We start from the raw sequence: 23,005 nt of genomic DNA, 5'->3' as shown, positions 1-23,005 counted from the left end.
AAGACAGCCCGGCGTAAATAGGTTAGGAATGACTTATTGACCAATGCCAGTGAACACATCGGGTATATCCACGTGCAGCGCTTCGCCGAACGGTTGCAAAGATTTTGCGATCTTCTTTCGCTTTGAGTGCTCAACAGACCCGAGCTCTGCCCGGCGACTGGAAGCACTTCGAGGATTGTCTTTATTTTTCCCTCCTCAGGGTGACGACGGAGCGTTGGATTCTACCGGACCCGTTTCAGTGTCTGATGTCTGCCAAGATAAGACCACAGCACATGTAACTGACCACTGCTATGCTTATGGTAAGACATCACAGTTTTCCTTTGTGCCTTTGGTAAGCAGTGCCAACGAGCAACCCCAAAGGCCAAGTACGGATGCCATGTGCACTTTTGGCGGGTGCCCGTACTCATACCAAGTTGCGGCGATCAACGGCCCCAAGTGTCCAGAAGATTGTCCGTTCTGTTCGGTCACTTCGGGCTTTCAACGAACGAGAATCGTCAAATTGGAAATCGGGCAATGGCCCCGCCCTTTAAAAATGGAATTCAAAGCTCATGAGATACGACTTTCCTGAACGCACCGAGAGCCGGTCGCCTATCAGTTTTCACAGCACATTTCTTGCGCTGGTAAATTGGTCTTGGATGTGGCTGTTGGTCGTATTTGCTTCGATGGCGCACGCTCACAGCTTTAACGAAAGCTATGTCTATTTTGACGTGACCGAAGACACACTTGCGGGACGTATCGAGGTAACGCTGACCGACCTGACCCGGATACAGCAAAACTCCAAAGATATCGAAACGTCTCTATCAGAAGACGAAGTGCGCGCCGCAGCAGACGAATTCTATGCGTATTTTCAGGAGCGGATGCAGCTATCGCATGAAGGACAGCCCTACCAAATTGAGTTTGACGACCTGACATTCTTTGGCACGAAGGTCGATAAATTTGCTCAGTTCCACTTCAATGTTCTGGGTATCGAACAAACCCCAACGACCATCGACATGTCATACGACGGTTTGTTTTCGGACGTTGACCCTACACATCGAGGATACGCGCTGATCGGCAGTAACACCCGCAACGATATGGATGAAAACGAGCGCTTTATTTCATTGATTTTTGCTCCGGGCGACGGTGTCAAAAGCCTGTATCTTAATGACGAGCCAACCAAGGATATTGCACGCACGTTCTTTGAACATGGTGTCTGGCACATCTGGTTGGGGTTCGACCACGTGCTGTTTTTGCTCACGCTTTTGCTCGGCGCGGTCATGCGCATCGAAAACTCTCACTGGGTTCCTTCGGAAAGTGTCCGAGAGAGCCTGAAAGAAACTGTCAAAATCGTGACGGTGTTCACCGTCGCTCACACTATCACTTTGTGTCTGGCGACCTTCGAAGTGATCACCCTGCCCATCACGCTGGTTGAAGCCATTATTGCAATTTCTATTGCAGTTGTCGCCTTGGGTAATCTGATCCCACGCTTCCACGCCAGTTCATGGAAAGTGGTATTCCTGTTCGGTATTTTCCATGGGTTTGGATTTGCCAATGTGCTGGAACCTCTCGGCCTCGATCCAGCCCGCAAGGCTTTGGGCCTGGCCACGTTCAACATCGGCGTCGAGGTTGGACAGTTGGCAATTGTGTTGGTGGTGTTTCCGATATTCTTTGCCCTGCGTCGGCTCACTGCTTACCGCGTCATCGGGCTTCAATTCGGGTCCGTCGCGTTGATTGCGATTGCTCTTTTCTGGTTTATCGAGCGCACGGTTGGAGGGTTTCCGGGACTTGGCATAGCGACGGCAGGATTGGTCAACTGATGCAGTGTACGAGTACCCTGAATCCTTCGCGTTCGCCCGGGATTAACGTTGGCGTAGTCGATACATTGTTCTTGGATCGGCCTAGCGTTTCGAGCGAATTGGATCCAGACCATGTGTCGGAGCGTAACGATCAGCCGATCAAACGTCTTACGGAGTTTTTCCATGTCGCCCGAATGGGTAGCGATTGCCTCCCAGCAACTTCGGGATCGATCACCCCAATCGGTTCCTCTAAGTTTATTTCACCGCCGTTGGTTATCGAACATATATACAGAATGGAAAGACCGTTTGAGGCAGGGACACCCGAAAATTTTGGATTAGAAAAAATAGCTGCCCGTGCCGGCGCCCACCGCGCAATCCCAAGCTAGGTGGATCGTACTAATGCACCGTCTTACCGAGAGCCAAAAACGTTTCTGGAGAGGGCACCAATTGAACCCAGACGTGCCGCTGTACAACGTGGCATGGCGTTTTGATCTGCGGTTCGAAGTAAAGCCAAATGTGTTCTATCAGGCGTTTTTAGAGACGCTGCAACAAAATGAAATATTAAGAACCGTTTTTCGGGATGACGGTGACGGCCCATTTCAAATTGCTAGCGAAGCCACAATGGATTTGCTGGAGATTGGGGATCTAAGCAGTGAAGCCGACCCAAACAAAGTTCTAGAGCAAACCTTACCAGCATGGGTTCAGAAAGCATTTGATCTGGGTCGGGCCACGCTAAGAAGTAAACTGGTAAAACTGAGCGACAATCATTGGGTCTGGACCGTGTGTCAGCATCACATTGCCTGTGACGCCCAATCTGGGTCAGTGTTGTTCGAGCAGGTTTCTCAACGTTATAAAGCTCTGACAGAAACTGGTTTCAGCGACGTAGAACCGGCACCAAGCTATTTCGAAAGTGCCGTATACAGAGACGCTCAGACAAAAAGTCAGCCTGCATCGACGCCAAACCCATCCTCGCCGCCATATGGCAGCCCAGCACAACGCACCTCTTTTTCGACCCGTATTCGCGTTCCGTTCACAGACATAAACGCAGAGATGTTAGAGGCCGCTATAGGCCAGCCCGAATTTCGACTTTTCACGCCGGACTTGTCACGCATGGCCCTGTATTTGACGGCCTATTTCGCGTATCTGCACAGAGTTACTGGCGATGAGGTAATCACTATTGGCCTGCCGTCCCACAACCGCGCATCTGACGCAGATCGCAGAAGCCTGGGTTTGTTTGTAGAGGTTCTGCCATTTCGGATCGAAATAGAGCCTTCAGACAGTTTGCTGACATTGCACGGTAAAATCAAAACTGAACTGGGCGAATTTCTGCGGCAGGTTCGTTCATATGCCGCCTCCGACCGGCAGGATGGTGGCATCAGTGCTGTCTGCAATTTTATCCAGTCTCGGTTTGGAATGTTTGCCGGTCATCCGGCTTCCATACAATGGCTGCACAGCGGCGCGCATGACGCCGCTCATGCCATTCGGTTCCACATTACCGATTTCGAGGGAACAGGCCGAGCCGATCTGTTTTTCGACGTACACAACGAAATTCTGCACGAAGTTCCAGCAGAACGTTTAGTTTCGCATTTCGCAAAGATGCTGACGGCGACACTATCCTGTGCCAATTCGAAAATTCCCGAAGTTGATCTAGGCGGCCCACGGGATGATCGCGCAATCCTTTACGGTCCGGCCGAAGCCCCAAGTCCCGTCCGAACGATACTTGATGCCATTGAAGAGCAAGTGAAAAACACGCCGGAAGCCGTGGCAATCATCGACGGTTCTTTCTCGATGACATATGCGCAGGTGCACAAGCACAGCAATCAAATTGCTGCGCACATCACGCATCTTGGTGTTGATACAGGATCCCGGATCGCAATTCACTTGCCACGTTCCCCAGAATTTGTGTTGGCAGCATTGGGCATCCTCAAGGCTGGTTGCTGCTTCATTCCAATTGCGGCAAATACGCCCAGTGCCCGTGTCGAACGAATTTTGACCGAGTCCAAATCTGCCGCTGTTGTAACCGCTTCGGATTTGCCGCCAGTTCAAACCTGCCAAAGCATCACAATTGACTCCATTACGGAAATCAGTGAGGCAGCATTACCGACGGTTACCAGGTATGACATTGCGTACGTTCTGTTCACTTCAGGTTCGACAGGAACGCCAAAGGGTGTCGCGGTCGATCATGGCAATTTTCATCGATATATCCGTTGGGCCGGTTCCACGTTCAGCAAAGATCGTCCCGCCCATTATCCATTTTTCTCGTCAGTATCTTTCGACCTGACACTTACATCGTTATTTGTGCCTCTATCTTCTGGCGGTTCGATAACAGTTTATCCAGAACGCGGGGAGCCAGATTTGGCAGTCCTGGATGTCTTTAACGATGATAAAGTGGATATTGTTAAACTGACGCCATCTCACCTTGCTTTGGTATGCGCACAAAACCGCCCCGTGCGCAGAATCAAGACACTTGTTTTGGGAGGCGAAAATCTGACCAGTCGGCTATGCCGATCGGCTCTGGACGTTTTGTCGACTGATTTGAGTATATTTAATGAGTATGGCCCGACCGAGGCAGTTGTCGGAGCCATGCAACATCTGTTTGACCGTGAAATCGACATTGAGCCATCGGTGCAGATCGGCTGTCCAGCCTCTGGTGTTTCAATCAGTGTGCGTGACAGTGCACTTAGCATCTGCCCGTTTAGTGTGACCGGCGAAATTGTAATTGGGGGCCGGTTGGCCCAAGGCTACCTCAATGCATCTTCTGGCATGGATCATAAATTCCCGGATCAATCCGAAGATGAGCAGGGGCGCATATACAGAACTGGTGATCTCGGGCGCATCAGGCGCGACGGTTCGGTTGAATATCTCGGTCGGGCAGACGAACAAATTAAGCTTGGCGGGGTTCGCCTTGAAGTCGCCGAGTTCGAACACGTTCTGCAGAAACTGCCGGGGGTGGACTCGGTCCACGTCGCATTTGAGGCAACAAAACAACCGTTGCAAACCCGCAATTGCCGTCAGTGCGGGCTACCCGACAACCTGCCAGAACTTGAATTCCCAGAACCTGATCTCTGCGCAATTTGCGAAGAGTACGACACGTACAAAGACCGCGCTCAGGCATATTTCAAAGATGAGTCCGAGCTAGATAAACTGATTTCTCGTGCCGGCCAAGCGCGCACCGGAGATTATGATGCCATAATGCTTCTTAGCGGTGGCAAGGACAGTACTTATGCAGCCTATCGCTTGGCAGAATATACTTCTCGCGTACTCGCCGTGACGCTCGACAATGGCTACATCTCCGACGGCGCAAAGGCGAATATTCAAAGAGTCACAGAGGATCTTGGCTGGCCGCACCGCTATCTGCACACCGACAAGATGAACCAAATCTTTGTTGACAGCCTCAAAACTCACTCCAACGTTTGTCAGGGGTGTTTCAAGGCTCTGTATACGTTGGCGTTTCGAACGGCGCTTTCAGAAGGCGCTCCGATGATTGTAACCGGCCTGTCGCGGGGGCAATTCTTTGAGACCAGGCTAACACCTGACTTGTTTCGCTCAAGCGCTCCGACATGCGCCCAACTGGATGCAATGGTAACGCAGGCGCGAAAGACTTATCATGCCGAAGATGACGCATTGTCCAGACTGCTTGAAACGCAGGACTTACAGGATGGTCAATTCCTAGACCAGATCGAAGTTCTAGACATTTACCGGTACATTGATGTGCCCGTATCTGATATTTACAATTTTCTAAAAATGCGGACTGCATGGGTGCGACCGGACGATACTGGCCGATCGACCAACTGCTTGATCAATGACGTCGGAATTCACCTCCACAATGCCCGGGAAGGTTTTCACAATTATGCGCTGCCGTATTCGTGGGATGTGCGCATGGGGCATAAGACGCGTGCGCAAGCTCTGGATGAGTTAAACGACGAAATTGACGAACAAAAGGTGTCTCAAATCCTGGACGAGATCGGTTTTGACGAGCCACTGGATCGTCCACCAACCCTTACCGTTTATGTGGCCGGGCGGAACCTGAGGGAAAGCGATGTATGGGAAATGCTTGCCGCCCATTTTCAGCGCGAAATGTTACCGGATAGCGTGGTTATACTGGATGAAATGCCGCTGACGACAAATGGCAAAGTCGACAATGCCCGTCTGCCAAAAGGCAGCAGGCGGGCGGCGGAAGACACAGTGATCGTCGCCCCTTCGTCAGCAATGGAACACCACCTGACAAAAATATTGTCACTCATTCTAAAGAAAACCCAAATCGGAATAACACAGGACTTCTTTGATCTTGGGGTCGACAGCCTGACGGCAATTCAAATCGCAATAAGGGCAAATGAGGATGGGCTGCCGCTGCCGCCATCTTCGGTATTTGAACACCGAACCGTAAAGGCTCTTGCCGCTTATGCAGAGGGTTTGGCAACCGCCGAACCGGACCAAGATGATTCTGCCTCTCTGATTGATTTGGACCACGAAGACTTGGCCGCAATAACGCAGGCGCTACGCTGACATGGGACATCCCAAGGGCATAGCGGATATTCTGCCTTTGACCCCATCACAGAAGGGTATGTTGTTTCATGTTGTCGATCCCGACAGTGTCCCCGGTGCTTATGTAGCTGTGGTATCGTGCACTCTTGAAGGTCCGCTTAACGCCGAACGATTGCGTTCCGCAATGCAGAAAGTTCTGGATGCACGTAACGCGCTGCGAACAGGTTTTGTGTGGGAAGGTATCAAACAACCCGTTCAGATCGTTAAAGAAAATTCCGCCTTGCCTTGGCGCCAGCTGGATTGGCGAGGTTTTGATGATACTGATACCCGACTACGCGATCTGGTACGGTTGGAACAGACCCGGCGGTTCGACCTTAAGTCTCCACCGCTGATGGCAGCGACACTCATTCGTGTTACTGACACCTCTTGGCGACTTTTGTGGACAGTGCATCATCTAATCAGTGATGGCTGGTCCACCCAAATCGCACTTCGAGACACCTTAGAAAATTACAATGGTATCCCCCATTCACGCACGCAGCCCCCTGGGTTCAAAAATTATCTTAGCTGGCTGAACAAACATCCGAACCTGACCGACACAAGCTTTTGGACCGAACAGTTCAAGGGTCTAGAAGAACCTTGTCTTCTTCCGCAAAGCGATACATCCCAAAGTGGATTGGTGCAAGAGTCCAAATCTGTGTTCCTGGGTGATGACCTGCTTACACAGGTCAACAACGTTGCACGCAAATTGAAAGTTACCAGCAACACGGTCTTGTCAGCGAGTTGGGCTTTGGTAATGCGCCACTTGTTGCAGCAGGACGATGTAATATTTGGCACGACTACCGCTGGCAGACCTGTGGATATCCCCGGAATTTCCGAAGCCGTCGGTCCATTCATTAACACGTTGCCAGCGCGCGTGAAAATTGACCCATGGCAAGCTGTAGAAACTCTGTTGCAAAGTCACGCCAAGGCAGAAATTGCGCGGCGCGAACATGAGTTTGCTTCGTTGGCCGAAGTTCAAGCCTGTGCCCCGTTTCCAGCGGGGACAGCTTTGTTCGACACGTTGTTCGTCAATGAAGGTGTTGCCCAGGAAAATTTTGATGTTGGTGATATTCGATTATCCAACCTTAGAACTGTCCAGCACAGCTCTTACCCTCTTGCTCTTTTGGTGACACCCAACGGACAGTTCAGAGCAGAAGTATATTTTGACCCAAACAGGTTAAGTGTCGGGGTCGACGAACTACTTTCTTGGTATGAACATGTACTGTCTGAAATGGTACGCGACCCCAAGCTCCGTATCAGAGAAATCTTCCGTTCCCGACAGGTACCTGAAATCGTACCCTACGATCCAAACTATCAAGACGTTGTACAGCGGATTTTGAGTCATGCGAAGGCAGAACCCAACGCCGCGGCCGTTTCTGATGAAAAGGGGACCCTAACCTACTCCGAACTTTCCTTTCGGTCCCGGCAAATCGCCTGGGCCTTGAAACAATCCGGCGTGGGCCCTAGCGATATTGTTCCTGTTGCCGTCTCTCGAGGGTTCGAAGCGATAGCGGCTTTTATCGGTATCATGATGACAGGCGCGGCCTATGTTCCGTTGGACATGAACTATCCGACGCGCCGTATATCGCAAATACTTGAGGCTACCTCTCCACGTTTCATTGTCACCAGTTCCACTTGTCTCGAAAACCTGCCGTCGAATACGGCAAGCATAATATTGTTTGATGGGTTGAATACAGCGATTGACGACACCGAAAGTGTTATTGGCCAGCGAGCCTACGTCATGTTCACATCTGGTTCGCAGAACCGCCCAAAGGGCGTCGAGATCACTCGGAACGCGTTAGCCATCTCAACATCTGCGCGCGAAGCTGTTTATAGAGCCCCGCCAGAGTCGTATTTACTTCTTTCATCTCTAGCATTCGACAGCTCGGTAGCAGGCATTTACTGGACACTGTCTACTGGTGGGCACCTTGTCATTGCGCCCCACCGAGTTGAACAGAACCCGACAAACTTGGGCAAATTGATCCGACATCATCGAATTACTCATACTTTGTGTCTTCCGAGCTTGGCACAAGCCTTGCTAAGCACAGTCGAAAGACGAAGCCTTCACAGCTTGCGTGTTTTGATTGCAGCGGGCGAGGCGGTACCTGCTGCATTGGTCGCCCAGTGCAAATCCGTGTTGCCAGACTGCCGAATTGTCAATGAGTATGGACCGACCGAAGCAACCGTGTGGTGTACGTCTTACGACACCACCGAGTGGAACGGGGAGGATAACGTGCCGATCGGCACCGCTATTCCCGGTACCTGGGTGGGCATCGTGGACCAAGACGACAACACGATCCCAGAGGGTAAAGTAGGAGAAATCGTTGTAGCTGGCAGCACAGTGGCAAAAGGTTATCTTGACGACCCGGCCCAGACTCGAGATCGGTTCTTTGCATTGGGTCCGGACGAAATACCGGCCTATCGAACCGGAGATCTGGGTATCGCGGATTCGTCGGGAAGCATTACGTTTCTGGGTCGAAAAGATAAGCAGGTCAAAATCCGGGGACACCGTATCGAGTTGTCTGAAATCGAAACTGTCGCCCGCTCGGTCGCTACGGAAACGCGCATGGCAGCACTGGTATTGGACTATGGCGGAGTTCAGGCAATTTCTGTTGCAGCCGAATGCCCTGATGGTGACCCTTTGTGCAATCAGGTCAAACAGACAATCGAAGAGACACTGCCCGCGCAATTTCATCCTAGATCCGTCAGGGGGGTTGCGTCGTTCCCCAACTTGCCCAATGGGAAACTGGACGAACGTGCATTGGCAGAGCTACTAGAAAATTGGTCTGAAGTACCTTCTGGCGCACCTCCCCAAGATGACTTGGAAAGAAAGATTGCTGACCTTTTTAGTGAAATCCTAAAGGTGCCCTACCCTGCGCGGGACGCAAATTTCTTTGATCTGGGCGGAGACAGCCTCATAACACTCAAAACTGCTGCCGAGGCGAAAGAACGAGGCATTACATTCGAGCCGATGGACTTGTTCAGCTTTCCAACTGTGGCCGAATTGGCAAATCGCGTTCGAGTCGCAGATGCAGGTCGACCCAGCCAAGAAAAATGGAAAGTTTATCACGCAGCCAATCAAGGTGGCGACAAAACCCCTGTGGCTCTTGTTCATTGTCTGATGCCGTTTTTTAAGTATGTCGCGGAAAACTTAGGGCCGGATCACACTGTTGTTCACATGCCCGGCCACCGCCTGCCGAGAATGCCGGTACCTTTTGACAAGTCGCTCGAAGATTTGGCGGATGAGGCTATCGCCACGCTCAAAGATGTTACCCCGGACAAGCCAATCGTGTTGTGCGGATTTTCGGCTGGATGCGCTTTGGTTTTGGCGGTTCTCAAACAATTGGGTCCCGACAAAGTTGCGGGATTGGTATTACTCGACCCTCCTTACAAAATGATAGGGGCCGAACCCTCGCTGCAACCATTGTATTACCGGACATACAAGCGGTGGAGGTACATGTTCCGTCGCGCAAAGCATGCCCGAAAAGCCATAAAATCGGTACCTCAGGCGAAGGCGCTGATGGCCAGTGAAAATTGGACTGAAGAGCAGAGAATCGAAGCTGTTTCTTTAGCTTACGGCTTAGCAATCAACGATTTCGAGGTGCCACGCTTTGATGGAAAGACCCACGTTTTTCTGACGCCGGGCAATCCTGCAATGACCAAGGGCGACGCCCTTGATACCCATCTGACAAACAAGACATTGCACCGGGTAGAGACAAAACACCGGCAGCTGTTGCGCCTGCCAGAATCCCAAGCCCTCATTTCTAAGTGCATCAAGTCAGTGATTGCCGAAAACTTCTAAGCTTCGCGCGCGGCATTCTAACTCGTTTCCTCAATTACCTTTCGAGCCACTCGAAAGCACTCCAGCGCCTGTGGGACGCCGCAATAGATTCCGATGACATGAATTATTGCTCGGATTTCATCAACGCTGACGCCATTGGTAATGGCACCCCGGCAATGGGTTTCCCATTCGGTCATTTTTCCCAAAGCGCCGATCATAGAAAGGTTCATCATCGACCGCGTCTTTGCGTCAATGACATCGTCGCCCCAACCAAATCCCCAGCACCAGGCTGTCATTGCTTCTTGAAAGGGTCGGGTGAAATCATCTGCTGCGGCCAGGTTCTTTTCGACGTATTCGGCACCTAGCGTTGCCTTGCGTTGTTCAAGACCTGTAAGGAACAGGTCTTCGTCAAATAAGCTCATTTCTTATTCCCTTTTTCCCGAAAGTTACCCGATCCCATAGGCACACTAGGTTTGATAGGTTTTTGCGAGATATCATACGCCATCGACAGCTTCGCGCATCCACTTCTGTAGGTGCATGACCGGATGTTCAGAATTTACGCCGCCCTTGGGATCGATCACAAGCGGACCCGGTCGGTACCCACGCGAATGCAGGCCGCGCTGAACGGATTCCACAAGGCGAATGTCCTCTTCAACCGTCGTCGCCCTGTCCTGTGCCGCCAGTTGCCGTATCTTCGGATCGTCGATGCCGTCGACCGAGTACCAACCCCGCCAGACCACGACATGATCGGCGTCCACCGCCCGCCAGTGATAAGTGTTTAAAACATTCCCAGGGTAGACTTGAAAGGAAAACATTGGCCATAGAAACCAACTGGAATATTCGTCGAAATGTTTAAAACCCGACCTGATATCGTATGTCATGTTTTCAAGGCTTTGGCACTCAGTCGTATGACGCAAGCACATCCCCTGAGGTTGAATGTCGTAGGTTTCCGGCTTGACCACTCCATTTGCGAAAGTCGGGTGGTTTAATGAACAATGGTAGCATTCTGAATAGTTTTCGACCGATACTTTCCAATTGCAGAGTTCAGGAATTTCCACCCACTCCAGCGGCTTTAAATCTGCCCAGTTTGGAACCCATTCTTCAAGCTCAGCCCGCGCATTCGGAAACCAATCATCCATTGGCGATGCGTTGGGGTCAAGATTGACAAATACAAACCCCAAAAACTCTTCGGTCCGAACTTCGTTCAAGCAAACAGTTGATTTGTCGAAACCTTCTACGGCTTTGAGGTTTGGACCGGCACGCAGTTCGCCCGTTAGTTCGTAAGTCCAGGCGTGATAGGGGCATACAACAACGCGAATAGTTCCGGTGCCACTGACCAGTTGATGTGCCCTGTGCTGACAGACATTGTAAAACACCCGTATTTTGGAATCACGCCCGCGAATAGCAAACAGGTCCTGCTCCGCCACTTCGAACGATACGTAAGCTCCCGGCTCGGCCAGCTCAGAGGCGTGACAACCGAACTGCCAGGTACGTGCAAGCAGACCATCATTTTCAGCCCGGAAAACAACCGGGTCCGTGTAGTAACGGGCTGCAAGAGATTGAATTGGTGCAGTCACGTTTCCTCCGAATGATAAAGGCCTAATTGGTGGCGGCGCTTGTGAAAAGTTTCGACCCTCTCGACGATCTCATCGCTCGAAACAGCGATCACAAAGGACAACAATGTTTCCAGCAACGCTATCGTGCTAACAGAGGATGGGAAAAACTGCGGCGTGTCAGCCGAAATGACAAAGCCATGTTGGGTGTTTCGCAGAACAGGGCTGGCCGGACTGTCAGACAAGCCAACTATAGTCATTCCCTGCTGGCGTGCTACCTCAACCGCTTTAACGACCTCATTTCGATATGGCCTGCAGGTCATTGCAATCAGCACATCACGTTCGTCAGCCCAAGCCAGATCATCAATCGGATTGGACCCTGGGCGAGGGATCGCGTGGAATTGCACCATTCCAGTCGAAGCCAAGTAAACAAAGTTTCTCGCGTTCGAGTTATTCACACCAACGCCCAAAACGAAAACATTGCGCGAATTCCAAATATCCTCTGCCGCGGCCCTGAGTTGTTCGGCAGATATGCTGGCAAAGGTTTCTTCGACGTTGCGAAGGGCGTCCTGAACCATATCCGCGTACAGACCACCCATGTTTCCAGACTTTCGAATGTCTTGCAGCCACCGGGCGCGCTCTGGGAAATCCGCCTGCCCTCTCCGGATCGCTTCGCGAAACGGAACGCGGAAATCGTCGTAACCATCAAACCCTACCTGCCGAGCCATGCGAACGATGGTGTTGGGCTTTACGTTTGCGGCTTCGGCAATTTCCCGCACGGTAGAAATGCCCACATCCCGTGGATTCTCTAGCACGTATGTAGCTGCTTTACGGGCTTCGGGCGTCAGCTCCGGCAGTTCGTCAGCTAACCGTTCGAGAATCGAATTTGATACATTTGTCCCATTCATGATTGACGATGGTATTTTTGTTTGCTTACGGTGTCGAGAGAAAATCGACTCGAAGGAGTGATCCGATGACATCTGAATTCCCGACCCACGCGCGTGTGGTTATCGTGGGTGGCGGCGTCATGGGTGTCGGCCTTGCCTATCACCTCGGGCACGAGGGCTGGGGTGCGGACACCGTCCTGCTGGAAAAGGCAGAGTTGACGAGCGGAAGTACATGGCATGCGGCAGGCCAGATCACGCATTCCACATCCAGCTTTGGTTTGGGAAAGTGCGTAGACTACAACATTGATCTCTATTCCGGCAAACTCGAGTCCGAGACGGGACAAGCAGTTACTTGGCATGGTTGCGGTTCGTTCCGGTTGGCCTATACCGAAGACGAAATGGACTGGTTGCGCCACACGCTTTCCGTAGGTCGATCTCTTGGTTTCAACATTGAACTGGTCGGCCCTGAACGGATCGCAGAGTTGCACCCATTCTACAATCTTGACGGTGTGTTAGGCGCGCTGCACACACCCGACGACGGCCACGTCGACCCAACCAATGTGACCATGGCGATGGCCGCTGGCGCCCGCCAAAAAGGTGTTCGTATAATCCGCAATTGTCGTGCCACGAATATTACCCAGTCTGCAAACGGCGAGTGGATCGTAGAGACGGAAAAAGGCACGATCGTATGTGAACATGTGGTCAATGCAGGCGGCACATATGCGCGCCAGATGGGCGAATGGTCCGGGTTGCAACTGCCTATGACATCGATGACCCACCACTACTTTGTAACCGAACCGGTGCCCGAGTTTGAAGGTCTGGACAAGGAACTTCCTGTAATCCGAGACGACAAAAAAGTTTCGGGTTATATCCGGATGGAACAGAAGCGCGGATTGATTGGGATCTACGAGAAAGAAAACCCGAATTCAGTCTGGCACGATCATTGCCCTTGGGACTATGAAAACTGGTTATTTGATGCGGATTACGATCGCGTAATGCCGTGGCTAGAAGAAAGCCTGAACCGCATGCCCATCTTTGCTGAACTTGGCATTCAACGAGAGGTGCATGGCGCGATCAGCCACCCGCCCGACGGCAACCCGTTGATAGGCCCAGCGCCCGGCGTACGGAACTATTGGTGCTGCTGTGGCACTCAAATTGGCATAGGCTGGGGGCCGGGTCTAACCCGCGAATTGGCCAGATGGATGGTTCACGGTGCCGCCGATATTTCCATGCGCGAATATGATCCGCGCCGCTTTGGCACCTACGCAGATAAAGAATGGCAAGTGACCAAGGCGCACGAGGACTATTGCCTCCGCCACGAAATCCCGTTCCCGCATTTTAACCGGCTCGCCGGGCGGCCGATCAAACCATCTCCATTGCATGAGCATTTGAAATCCAAGGGCGCTGTGCATGAGGAGGTCTATGGGTTCGAACGACCCCGATGGTTCGCGCGTAACGGCGTGCTTCAACAAGATAACTATTCCTTTCGGCGCAACGTAGTTGACGAAATGGTTGGGCGAGAGGTCAAAGCTGTGCGTGAACGGGTCGGAATAATGGACGTGACCGCGTTTACCAAAGTCGAATTATCAGGCGCCGACGCATATGCTCTGCTAGATCGTCTAACGGCTAACAGAATGCCACAAAAAGACGGGTCAATTACATTGACGCATATGCTGAACCGCCGGGGCCGTATCGAACTAGAGACTACGATCGTACGTATGGCTCACGACCGGTATTACCTTGTTTGCGCAGCCTTTTTCGAGCAGCGCCTGCTAGATCATTTGGAGCACAATCGCGTGGATGAGGAAGTGACCGTCAACTCGCTGTCCGCCGAATGGTCGGCCCTTTCATTGAATGGACCAAGGTCGCGCGACGTCCTAAGCGCCTGCACTGACGCAGACCTTAGCAATGCGAGCTTCCGGTGGCTCTCAGCGCAGGAAATCAAAATCGCCGGTCACACTGTGTGGGCGTTTCGCATGTCCTACGCGGGTGAGTTGGGTTGGGAACTTCACATGCCAAATGCGTTGTGCATGGATGTTTATTCAGCTTTGCATTCTGCTGGGCAAGCTCACGGAATCGTGGACTATGGCAGCTTTGCCATGAATGTTATGCGCATGGAAAAAGGCTTCAAAGGCGCCGGGGAACTAACCAACGAGGTCACATTGGCAGAAGCTGACGTGCTGCGATTTGCACGCACGGATAAGGACTATCTTGGGCGAGACAACACTCTGAACACCAATTTGCCGTGGGTCTGCGCCTATCTGGAAATCGAACCTGACGGAGCGATTGACGGTCATGGCGGCGAGGCTGTTCTTTTCAAAGGTCGTGTTGTTGGTTCCACTGCTTCAGTAGTCTATGGCCACAGTGTCGGTAAGATTCTCGCCTTTGCCTATATTCAGCCCGAAGCGGCCAATGCGGACACCGAATTGCAGGTTGTCCTTCATGGAACACCCAGATCGGCAAAGGTATTGGCGCAGCCAGCTTACGATCCTGAAAGTCTTATACCCCGCGCTGATGCAGCGATGGAGGTTGCTCGATGAACTTGCCAAATACGATGCGAGCTATGGTCACGATGGGCCACGGAGACCTGGGTCAAATGGTCTGGCACGAGGATTGGCCGCGTCCAACCCCGGGCGCGGACGAGGTTTTGATACGTGTCGGAGCTTGCGGACTGAACAACACGGATGTGAACACCAGATCAGGTTGGTATTCTAAAACTGTCAGCGACGCGACAACCGGTGGTGCCTTTGAAACCGTCGGTCAGGATGATCCCACGTGGGGTGGCGCTCCTTTGACATTTCCAAGAATTCAAGGGGCAGACGTGTGCGGTGAAATCGTAGACGTCGGGGAAGGCGTTGACGCTGAACGGATAGGTCAGCGCGTTATCACCGACTGCTGGCTTCGCGACCCTGCTGACGTTTTGAACAAGGACAAGACCGGATATTTCGGTTCCGAACGAGACGGTGGTTTTGCCGAGTTCACCACAATCCCGGCGCGCAATGCGTTGGCAGTTAATTCGCCTCTTTCGGATGCTGAATTGGCGACGTTTTCGTGTTCATACTCCACGGCAGAGGGCATGTTGACCCGCGCTCGTGTATCGAATTCTGACACAGTCCTGATCCCCGGCGCATCAGGTGGCGTTGGTGGGGCGTTGGTGCAACTGGCAAAGCGGCGCGGCGCTCGGGTCATTGCAATGGCCTCCGAAGCCAAGCATGCCGACGTGGCGCAATTGGGTCCGGATCACATTCTGCCCCGTGCTCCCGCCGACTTAAGGCATGCGTTAGGCGACGAAAAAATCACTGTTGTCGCCGATGTCGTGGGCGGTCCTTACTGGCCAAATCTGATCGATGTGTTGGAGCGCGGTGGGCGGTACACCTGTTCGGGCGCTATCGCTGGTCCAATCGTCGAATTCGACCTAAGGACATTCTATTTGCGAGACTTAACATTCACAGGGTCCACCGTGATCGATCAAGAAGTGATGCAGAACTTGGTAAAATACATCGAGGCCGATCAGGTCAAACCTGTTCTGGCCGCGACATACCCTTTGAAAGACCTGAAAGAAGCTCAAACCGAATTTATCGCAAAGAAACATACGGGAAACATTGTGGTGCTCCCATGAAAATAACGCGTATCCGCATTTATCAAACGGGGTTACCTTATGTTGGCGGGACCTATTGTTGGGGTGCGGGGAATGCGTTTGATACTGCCACTACTTCAGTAGTCGTTATTGATACTGATGCAGGTCTTCAAGGTTGCGGAGAGTTTACACCTTGCGGCGAAAATTACATGGTTGCTCATTCAGAAGGTGTCGTCGCCATCGCACGTTTGATCGCTCCGGCACTGCTGGGTGAGGACCCGCGACAGGTTGGTCGGATTGAGCAACTGATTGACACACTGGTTCAAGGCCACGGTTATGCAAAATCCCCATTTGATGTCGCCTGCTGGGACATCTTGGGGCAAGCCTGCAATCAGCCGTTATGGATGCTGTTGGGCGGTAAGCTTACGGATGGCGCTCCGATGTACCGAGTAGCACCCCAAAGAGAGACGGCACAAACGATAAAAGAAATGAACCTATATCGCGATCTGGGATACAACCAGTTCCAGATAAAAGTGGGTGGCGATTGGTCTAGTGATATCGAACGTATTCGCGACATTGTACCACTGCTTGAACCCGGAGAAAAAGCGATGGCGGACGCCAACCAAGGTTGGCGTGTGGACAATGCGATCAGGGTCGCCCGCGCGACTAAGAGTCTGGACTTTATTCTGGAACAACCCTGCCGCACCTATGAGGAATGCCAACAAGTACGCCGCGTGGCCGAACAACCGATGAAACTGGACGAATGTCTTACCGGCATGCATGTGGCGCAAAGAATTGTCGCGGACCGAGGCGCTGAAGTCTGTTGCCTTAAAATATCGAACCTTGGTGGGATCAGCAAAGCCCGACGAGTTAGGGACTATCTGATCGAAAACCGCGTACCCGTGGTCAGCGAGGACACATGGGGCGGAGAGATCACGACTTCGGCAGTGGCGCATTTTGCGGCTTCCACTCCACCGGACTACCTACAGAACACGACCGACCTCATGAACTACAATACCCGCTCCACCGGGATTGGCGGTCCAGTTGCGCGCAAGGGAAAGCTATATGCAACGGACACTCCCGGTTTGGGTGTTCGACCTGATTTCACCAGTTTAGGCGCTCCGGTGGCGGAGTATGCAGCATGAAGATCAAGAGTATCTCCGTATACCAACTCGACCTGCCCTTGGAACATCCTTATTGGCTGTCTGGAGGGCGACTGAAATTTGAAACCCTGGATGCGACACTGGTAAAGGTCGAAACAGATTCAGGGCTGATCGGTTGGGGCGAGGGCACGCCATGGGGCCACACATATGTCCCGGCGCACGGACCGGGCATTCGAGCCGGAGTTGAAACAATGGCTCCGTTTATCCTTGGACTCGATCCCCGTAAGGTCCTGCAAGTTGAACGCGCGATGGACGCCGCATTGCCGGGCCATCTTTATGCCAAAAGCCCCATCGATATGGCTTGCTGGGACATTGCCGGGCAGGCGGCGAACCTGCCGATTGCCGATCTGATGGGAGGCGGGTCGCGGACCCCGCGCCCTATTGCTTCGTCTGTCGGAGCAAAAACCATTGACGAAACGCGAGCGGTCATCGAGCGATATCGTAAGCGTGGCTACGTCGCCCACTCGGTGAAAATTGGAGGCGATGTCGAGCGTGACATTGCCCGCATTCGTGACGTCGAATGCATCCGCAACCCGGGTGAGATTATACTTTACGACGTGAACCGAGGCTGGACCCGTCAGCAAGCCTTGCGGGTTATGAGTGCCTGCGCAGATTTGAACGTTATGTTTGAGCAACCCTGTGAAACGTTGGACGACATCGCCGCCATCTCAGGCCATCATGCGTCGCCCGTTTCAGTGGATGAAAGCCTCGTGACTTTACAAGATGCAGCTCGAATTGCTCGTGATGGTTTGGCAGAGATATTCGGGATCAAATTGAACCGCGTTGGTGGGCTGACCAAAGCGGCCCGGATGAGGGACATCGCCCTCGCCCACGGGATCGATATGTTTGTTATGGCGACAGGCGGAACCGTTCTGGCCGACACCGAGGCCTTGCATCTGGCGGCCACTATCCCTGATGAAAACTGTCATGCCGTTTGGGCCTGTCAGGACATGATAACGGTTGAAATTGCTGCAGGGCTCGGCCCCCGGAACCGGGATGGGCATTTGCATCTGCCGGAAACACCGGGTTTAGGTGTGCATCCTGACGAAAACACCCTGGGCGATCCGGTTGGGGTTTATCGATGAAGATTAGCAAAATATCCTTATGGTCTTTGAATCTGACAAGCCACGAAACCTACTACATGGCCGAAGGCAAAACTTGCGACACTGTCGAAAGCCACGTCCTGTGCCTTGAGACTGACACAGGCCATCAGGGGTGGGGAGAAGTGTGCCCAATCCCACGTTATTTGCCAGCCTATGCCAAAGGTGTGCCTAGCGCAGTATCCGAAATGGCCGAAGGCTTGCTTGGAGTGGAGCCGTTAGGTGTCGACGCCGTAATGCGTTCGCTTGATGCTTTGCTGCCGGGACATTTCTATGCCAAGTCGATCGTCGACATTGCGTTGTGGGACTTGTTCGGACGTTTGACAGGGTTGCCGCTGTACACCCTGTTAGGAGGTCGCACACGAACGGACATGCCGGTCTACCATTCGATCACCTGCATCGAACCAGATGAAATGGCAAAGATCGCGGCATCCGCATTTCAAAGCGGAGTACGTCAATTTCAGGTAAAACTTGGAACAGATGCAAACTGGGAAGCAGATGCGGAACGCCTGATCAAGGTTCGTGAAACAGTTGGTTCTGCGCCGTTGGTTTATGGCGACTGGAACTGTGGCGCCTCTCGACTTCATGCAACACGTACCGGCCGAGCGGTGGCTCATCTGGACATCATGCTGGAACAACCTTGCAAAACTCTGGAAGATTGCGCTGCAGTGCGTCAGGCCACCGGTCTGCCCATGAAGATCGATGAAAACGCCTTTGATACTGCCTCTTTATTGCGCGCATCGGAATTAGGATGTCTGGACGCGGTTGCATTAAAACTGTCCAAGTTCGGTGGCCTATCCGTCATGCGTCGCGCCCGCGATCTCTGCGTTCACTTGGGCGCTGAAATATGCGCTGAGTGCACCTGGGGTTCCGATATCGTTACCGCCGCATCATTGCATTTTGCCGCCTCAACACCGAAGGACTCGTTGCTCAACACCTGTGATCTTTCCTCGTATGTTTCGCCCCGTCTTTGCCCAGACGCGCCCAGCCGCAATATGGGCAGAATAGCACCGCCCGAGGGAGCAGGGTTGGGTGTTACTCCTGACCGCGACCTTTTGGGGTCGCCCATAATTGAATTGGTCTGACAAATGCAGAAAATCAGCACACAAGCCGAATGGACCACGCGGGCTCAACATGTTCTGCCTGCAGGCGGCTTTGGTAATTTCGATCCCGAGATCATTATAGCGAAGGGCGAAGGCAGCCGCGTCTGGGATGAAGATGGGCAGGAATACATCGACTATCTCATCGGATCAGGGCCGATGCTTTTGGGTCACGGCCACCCGGAAGTGATGGAAGCCGTACTAGAGCAACTGCCGCTGGGCATGACTTTTTTTGCCAACAACCGTAAAGGGATCGAATTGGCCGAGGCGATCGTTGAAGCCGTTCCATGCTGTGAGCAAGTGCGATTTGTTGCTTCGGGCGGTGAAGCAGACATGTACGCAATCCGCCTAGCGCGTGCCTGTACCGGGCGCGACAAAATTTTGAAATTCGAAGGTGGGTATCACGGGATGAGCGCTGAGGCGCAAATGAGTCTGGCCCCAGCTGAGCGCGTAAACTTCCCTCAAGCGGTGCCCGACAGCGCCGGCATACCGCAGGGCGTCGCGGATCAAATGTTGATTGCGCCTTTTAACGATCTCGAAGCAGTTGCAAACTTGTTATCCGAAAACACGGACATAGCAGCCATTATCGTTGAGCCGCTGCAACGAATTGTACCTGCTGAAGCCGGCTACTTGCAGGGTTTGCGCGCGCTGTGTGACAAACATCATGTTCTGCTTATATTTGACGAGATCGTCACTGGATTTCGCTTGGCTTACGGCGGTGCGCAGGAGCGGTACGGTGTGATACCGGACATCTGCACTCTTGGTAAAATTATTGGTGGTGGCTTCCCGCTAGCCGCTCTTGGCGCAAGTACAGAGATCATGCAACATTTTGATAAAGCTCAAGTTGGGGCCGACAAGTGGTTGATGCAACTTGGCACTCTTTCAGGCAACCCAATTGCAGCCGCAGCCGGCATAAAGACAATGGAGGTCTTAAAGCGCGATGGAACCTATGACCGATTGCGTGCGGTTGGAGGGGCGTTGCAGGATATGCAGTCCGATATTCTGGCGAGTGCAGGTATCGCACATCAAATTTGTGGCGACGAGACGCTGTTTGACGTTTATTTCTCAGACACGCCGTGCCGGGATTACCGATCAGCCGTTCACGATGACCCCGCCAGGGGCGCTCTTTACAACAAGATTCTGCGCGAAAACGGAATTTTCAAGTCGCCCGGGAAATTATACCCCTCGCTTGCAATCTCGGATGACGATTTAGAACAAAGTCGCGAAGCATTTGAAATCGCAACAACGGCGCTGTGCTAGACCAATCGATACGGAATTAGAAACCCTTGAGCTTTCGTCTGGTTGTGTTGGCACACTGCTGAAGCGGCCTTCGTTGGAGCCAAGCAAAAAGAGTATTTGATCCCGCCTGTATGTCCGGCCAGTCGTGGGTTCGCCGTATACCCAGCTGCATTCTGATGTGACCGCCGTCGGCGAGAAGGGCCATGCAGAGATCAAAAAGTACGGTACCCACGCGAACTGGACGCAGGCTAATTCGTGGTTTTGGCTGAACCCGAGATTATAGCTGACGTGGTCGATCTCAGCGCCTTGAGTTATAGCATTTAAGCACACCACGTAGATTATACTTGGAAGAATCAAATCGCTGTCTTATTGGCGGGCGCGAAATCTGCACCTTTTTTGCTAGGATTGAATTGATTGAAACAGACACCTGACGCACCGCATTCCGTCTACGGGGTTGAGAAATGGGGCAAAGGTCTCATCGAAGTGACCGAACAGGGTGAGATCGGGCTTCGCAATCCCATGGCACCTGATGCAGATGCGATCAGTCTTCCGGGGATACTTCGAGATTTGGACGAACGCGGTATCAAGGCGCCGATGATCTTGCGTGTCAGTTCGTATCTGGAAAGCGAAATCACTCAAATAAATGAGAGTTTCGCTGAAGCGATAAATCGCTCGGGCTATTTGGGCAGTTATCGTGGTGTATTCCCGATAAAGGTAAATCAACAGGCGCAAGTCGTCGACCGGATCGTTGAATTTGGGAAGAAATACAACTTTGGGCTTGAGGCCGGGTCCAAACCCGAATTGGTGATCGCGCTGGCGCATCGCCTGGCAACTGAGGCTTTGATCGTTTGCAATGGCGTCAAGGATGCTGAGTTCATCCAGCTTGCCATTCTAAGTCGTAAGCTGGGCTTCAACACTGTAGTTGTTTTGGAAAGCCCGAAAGAGGCCGACACGGTGATAGAGGTCTACGGAGAATTGGGCATCAAGCCCTTGCTCGGTGTTCGGGTAAAGCTGACCAACCAGATCAGCGGTAAGTGGGAAGAAAGCTCGGGTGACCGATCAGCGTTCGGGATGAACACCGATCAACTGGTGGCTGTTATTGACAAGCTAAAAAACGCTGACCTGCTGGACTGTCTCAAGCTGCAGCATTCACATTTGGGCTCGCAGGTTCAGGACGTCAACGACGTACGACGCGCAGTGGGAGAGGCATGTCGTTATTACTCGGAACTGGTGCGCGAAGGCGTGCCGTTATCTCATCTCGATCTAGGCGGCGGAATGGGCGTGGACTATACGGGCGAGAAAAAAGCGGCCGAGAACTCGATTAATTATTCAGTTTCGGAGTATTGTTCCAACGTAGTCGAAACCGTCGCTTACGCGATGGATGAAGCAGGGATATCGCACCCTACCTTGGTGACCGAAAGCGGACGTGCGGTGGTTGCAACATCTTCAATGCTGATTTTCAATGTATTGGAAAGCACCCTTTATGATGCGCCAGATAGTCCTGAAGTAGAACCCGAAGATCACCACATGGTTTCGGATCTGGCGGCTGTTCACGGGTATATTAGCACTGAGCGCCTGCAAGAATGCTGGAACGACGCGACTTTCTATCGTAACGAGCTGCGCGCACTTTTTCGCAGGGGTTACGTCGATCTGCGCCAGATGGCCCGCGCCGAACGTATCTACCTATCGCTGATCGCGCGCCTCAAGGCGCTTGCTGCGTCCGATGAATTGGAAACGGATTTGGGTGATCAGCTCGAGAAGGTGGCTGACATCTATCACTGTAATTTCTCGCTTTTTCAATCACTTCCCGATGCTTGGGCTATTGGTCAGTTGCACCCGATCGTCCCCTTGCAAATGCTGAACACAGATCCCAATCGACGGGCTGTCTTGTCAGACATAACTTGTGACAGTGACGGCAAAATAGACCGTTTCATTCTGGCAGACGGCGTCTCACCCAGCCTTCCTGTCCATAGCCTTCCCGAGGATGAAGAGTATTACATGGGCGTCTTTTTTGTTGGCGCATATCAGGAAACGCTTGGCGATCTGCATAACCTGTTTGGTGACACCAACGCAGTCACCATCGATCTGCGTCCGGATGGCGGGTTCGACCTCTTGCATGAACAGGAAGGCGATACGATCAGCCAGGTTCTGGCCGCTGTCGAATTCGATCCCGCAGATTGTGTCGCAGCATTTCGCAAAATGGTAGACGAAGCGATCTCGACCGGTACTCTGAAGGCCAAGGACCGAAAAACCCTGATGAACGCCTACCGCGACTCAATTAACGGATACACCTATTACGAATAATC

The 23,005-nt window shown here is 52.5% G+C and carries 13 protein-coding genes; 10 read left to right on the top strand and 3 right to left on the bottom strand.

Annotation, left to right across the window (positions count from 1 at the left end):
- Window positions 1-548: 548 nt before the first annotated feature.
- The 3 genes from GOV45_RS09180 (at window position 549) to GOV45_RS09170 (ending at window position 10,101) form a co-directional block, all read left to right on the top strand.
- Window positions 549-1,796: a HupE/UreJ family protein gene (locus tag GOV45_RS09180; RefSeq protein ID WP_170476687.1), complete on the top strand. Its 1,248-nt coding sequence runs from the start codon at window positions 549-551 to the stop codon at window positions 1,794-1,796.
- Between the two features lie 378 nt (window positions 1,797-2,174).
- Window positions 2,175-6,281: a non-ribosomal peptide synthetase gene (locus GOV45_RS09175; protein ID WP_170476685.1), complete on the top strand. Its 4,107-nt coding sequence runs from the start codon at window positions 2,175-2,177 to the stop codon at window positions 6,279-6,281.
- A 1-nt stretch (window position 6,282) separates the two neighbouring features.
- A complete protein-coding gene (locus GOV45_RS09170; RefSeq protein ID WP_170476682.1) occupies window positions 6,283-10,101 on the top strand; it encodes a non-ribosomal peptide synthetase in 3,819 nt (1,272 codons plus the stop codon).
- Between the two features lie 17 nt (window positions 10,102-10,118).
- Here the strand turns inward: GOV45_RS09170 and GOV45_RS09165 are convergent, their stop codons facing one another.
- The 3 genes from GOV45_RS09165 to GOV45_RS09155 form a co-directional block, all read right to left on the bottom strand.
- Window positions 10,119-10,502 carry a carboxymuconolactone decarboxylase family protein gene (locus tag GOV45_RS09165; protein WP_170476680.1) on the bottom strand — a complete coding sequence of 128 codons (384 nt, stop codon included), beginning with the start codon at window positions 10,500-10,502 and terminating at the stop codon, window positions 10,119-10,121.
- Between the two features lie 72 nt (window positions 10,503-10,574).
- Entirely contained in the window at window positions 10,575-11,657 is a 1,083-nt protein-coding gene (locus GOV45_RS09160) for an aromatic ring-hydroxylating oxygenase subunit alpha (protein ID WP_170476678.1), read from the bottom strand.
- Window positions 11,654-12,541, bottom strand: coding sequence for a MurR/RpiR family transcriptional regulator (locus GOV45_RS09155; protein ID WP_170476676.1), 888 nt, complete (start codon window positions 12,539-12,541; stop codon window positions 11,654-11,656). Before GOV45_RS09155 ends, GOV45_RS09160 begins: the two co-directional genes overlap by 4 nt.
- A 65-nt stretch (window positions 12,542-12,606) precedes the next feature.
- On the opposite strand from GOV45_RS09155, the gene GOV45_RS09150 reads away from it, so the two are divergent.
- The 7 genes from GOV45_RS09150 to speA all read left to right on the top strand — a co-directional run bounded on the left by GOV45_RS09150 (window position 12,607) and on the right by speA (window position 23,003).
- The gene (locus GOV45_RS09150; RefSeq protein ID WP_170476674.1) at window positions 12,607-15,060 is read left to right on the top strand and encodes an FAD-dependent oxidoreductase; all 2,454 of its coding nucleotides are present in this window, start codon (window positions 12,607-12,609) and stop codon (window positions 15,058-15,060) included.
- Window positions 15,057-16,139, top strand: a complete 1,083-nt coding sequence (locus tag GOV45_RS09145) for an alcohol dehydrogenase family protein (protein ID WP_254447968.1) — start codon at window positions 15,057-15,059, stop codon at window positions 16,137-16,139. The genes GOV45_RS09150 and GOV45_RS09145 overlap by 4 nt, the downstream gene beginning before the upstream one ends.
- Window positions 16,136-17,242, top strand: a complete 1,107-nt coding sequence (locus GOV45_RS09140; protein ID WP_170476672.1) for a mandelate racemase/muconate lactonizing enzyme family protein — start codon at window positions 16,136-16,138, stop codon at window positions 17,240-17,242. Before GOV45_RS09145 ends, GOV45_RS09140 begins: the two co-directional genes overlap by 4 nt.
- Window positions 17,239-18,345 carry a mandelate racemase/muconate lactonizing enzyme family protein gene (locus GOV45_RS09135; protein WP_170476670.1) on the top strand — a complete coding sequence of 369 codons (1,107 nt, stop codon included), beginning with the start codon at window positions 17,239-17,241 and terminating at the stop codon, window positions 18,343-18,345. Before GOV45_RS09140 ends, GOV45_RS09135 begins: the two co-directional genes overlap by 4 nt.
- Window positions 18,342-19,445, top strand: a complete 1,104-nt coding sequence (locus GOV45_RS09130; RefSeq protein ID WP_170476668.1) for a mandelate racemase/muconate lactonizing enzyme family protein — start codon at window positions 18,342-18,344, stop codon at window positions 19,443-19,445. Before GOV45_RS09135 ends, GOV45_RS09130 begins: the two co-directional genes overlap by 4 nt.
- A 3-nt stretch (window positions 19,446-19,448) precedes the next feature.
- Window positions 19,449-20,720, top strand: a complete 1,272-nt coding sequence (locus tag GOV45_RS09125; RefSeq protein WP_170476666.1) for an aspartate aminotransferase family protein — start codon at window positions 19,449-19,451, stop codon at window positions 20,718-20,720.
- A 393-nt stretch (window positions 20,721-21,113) separates the two neighbouring features.
- Window positions 21,114-23,003, top strand: a complete 1,890-nt coding sequence (gene speA / locus GOV45_RS09120; protein WP_170476664.1) for a biosynthetic arginine decarboxylase — start codon at window positions 21,114-21,116, stop codon at window positions 23,001-23,003.
- Window positions 23,004-23,005 lie beyond the last annotated feature (2 nt).

The organism is Ruegeria arenilitoris (assembly GCF_013035425.1).
Lineage (GTDB): Bacteria > Pseudomonadota > Alphaproteobacteria > Rhodobacterales > Rhodobacteraceae > Ruegeria > Ruegeria arenilitoris_A.
Note: the sequence above shows the minus strand (reverse complement) of the source record. Positions and strands in the feature narration are given on the sequence as shown.

Excerpts from the sequence above, each read along its gene's own strand:
- GOV45_RS09180 (WP_170476687.1), top strand. The coding sequence starts at position 549 with ATGAGATACGACTTTCCTGAACGCACCGAGAGCCGGTCGCCTATCAGT.
- GOV45_RS09175 (WP_170476685.1), top strand. The coding sequence starts at position 2,175 with ATGCACCGTCTTACCGAGAGCCAAAAACGTTTCTGGAGAGGGCACCAA.
- GOV45_RS09170 (WP_170476682.1), top strand. The coding sequence starts at position 6,283 with ATGGGACATCCCAAGGGCATAGCGGATATTCTGCCTTTGACCCCATCA.
- GOV45_RS09165 (WP_170476680.1), bottom strand. The coding sequence starts at position 10,502 with ATGAGCTTATTTGACGAAGACCTGTTCCTTACAGGTCTTGAACAACGC.
- GOV45_RS09155 (WP_170476676.1), bottom strand. The coding sequence starts at position 12,541 with ATGAATGGGACAAATGTATCAAATTCGATTCTCGAACGGTTAGCTGAC.
- GOV45_RS09150 (WP_170476674.1), top strand. The coding sequence starts at position 12,607 with ATGACATCTGAATTCCCGACCCACGCGCGTGTGGTTATCGTGGGTGGC.
- GOV45_RS09145 (WP_254447968.1), top strand. The coding sequence starts at position 15,057 with ATGAACTTGCCAAATACGATGCGAGCTATGGTCACGATGGGCCACGGA.
- GOV45_RS09140 (WP_170476672.1), top strand. The coding sequence starts at position 16,136 with ATGAAAATAACGCGTATCCGCATTTATCAAACGGGGTTACCTTATGTT.
- GOV45_RS09135 (WP_170476670.1), top strand. The coding sequence starts at position 17,239 with ATGAAGATCAAGAGTATCTCCGTATACCAACTCGACCTGCCCTTGGAA.
- GOV45_RS09130 (WP_170476668.1), top strand. The coding sequence starts at position 18,342 with ATGAAGATTAGCAAAATATCCTTATGGTCTTTGAATCTGACAAGCCAC.
- GOV45_RS09125 (WP_170476666.1), top strand. The coding sequence starts at position 19,449 with ATGCAGAAAATCAGCACACAAGCCGAATGGACCACGCGGGCTCAACAT.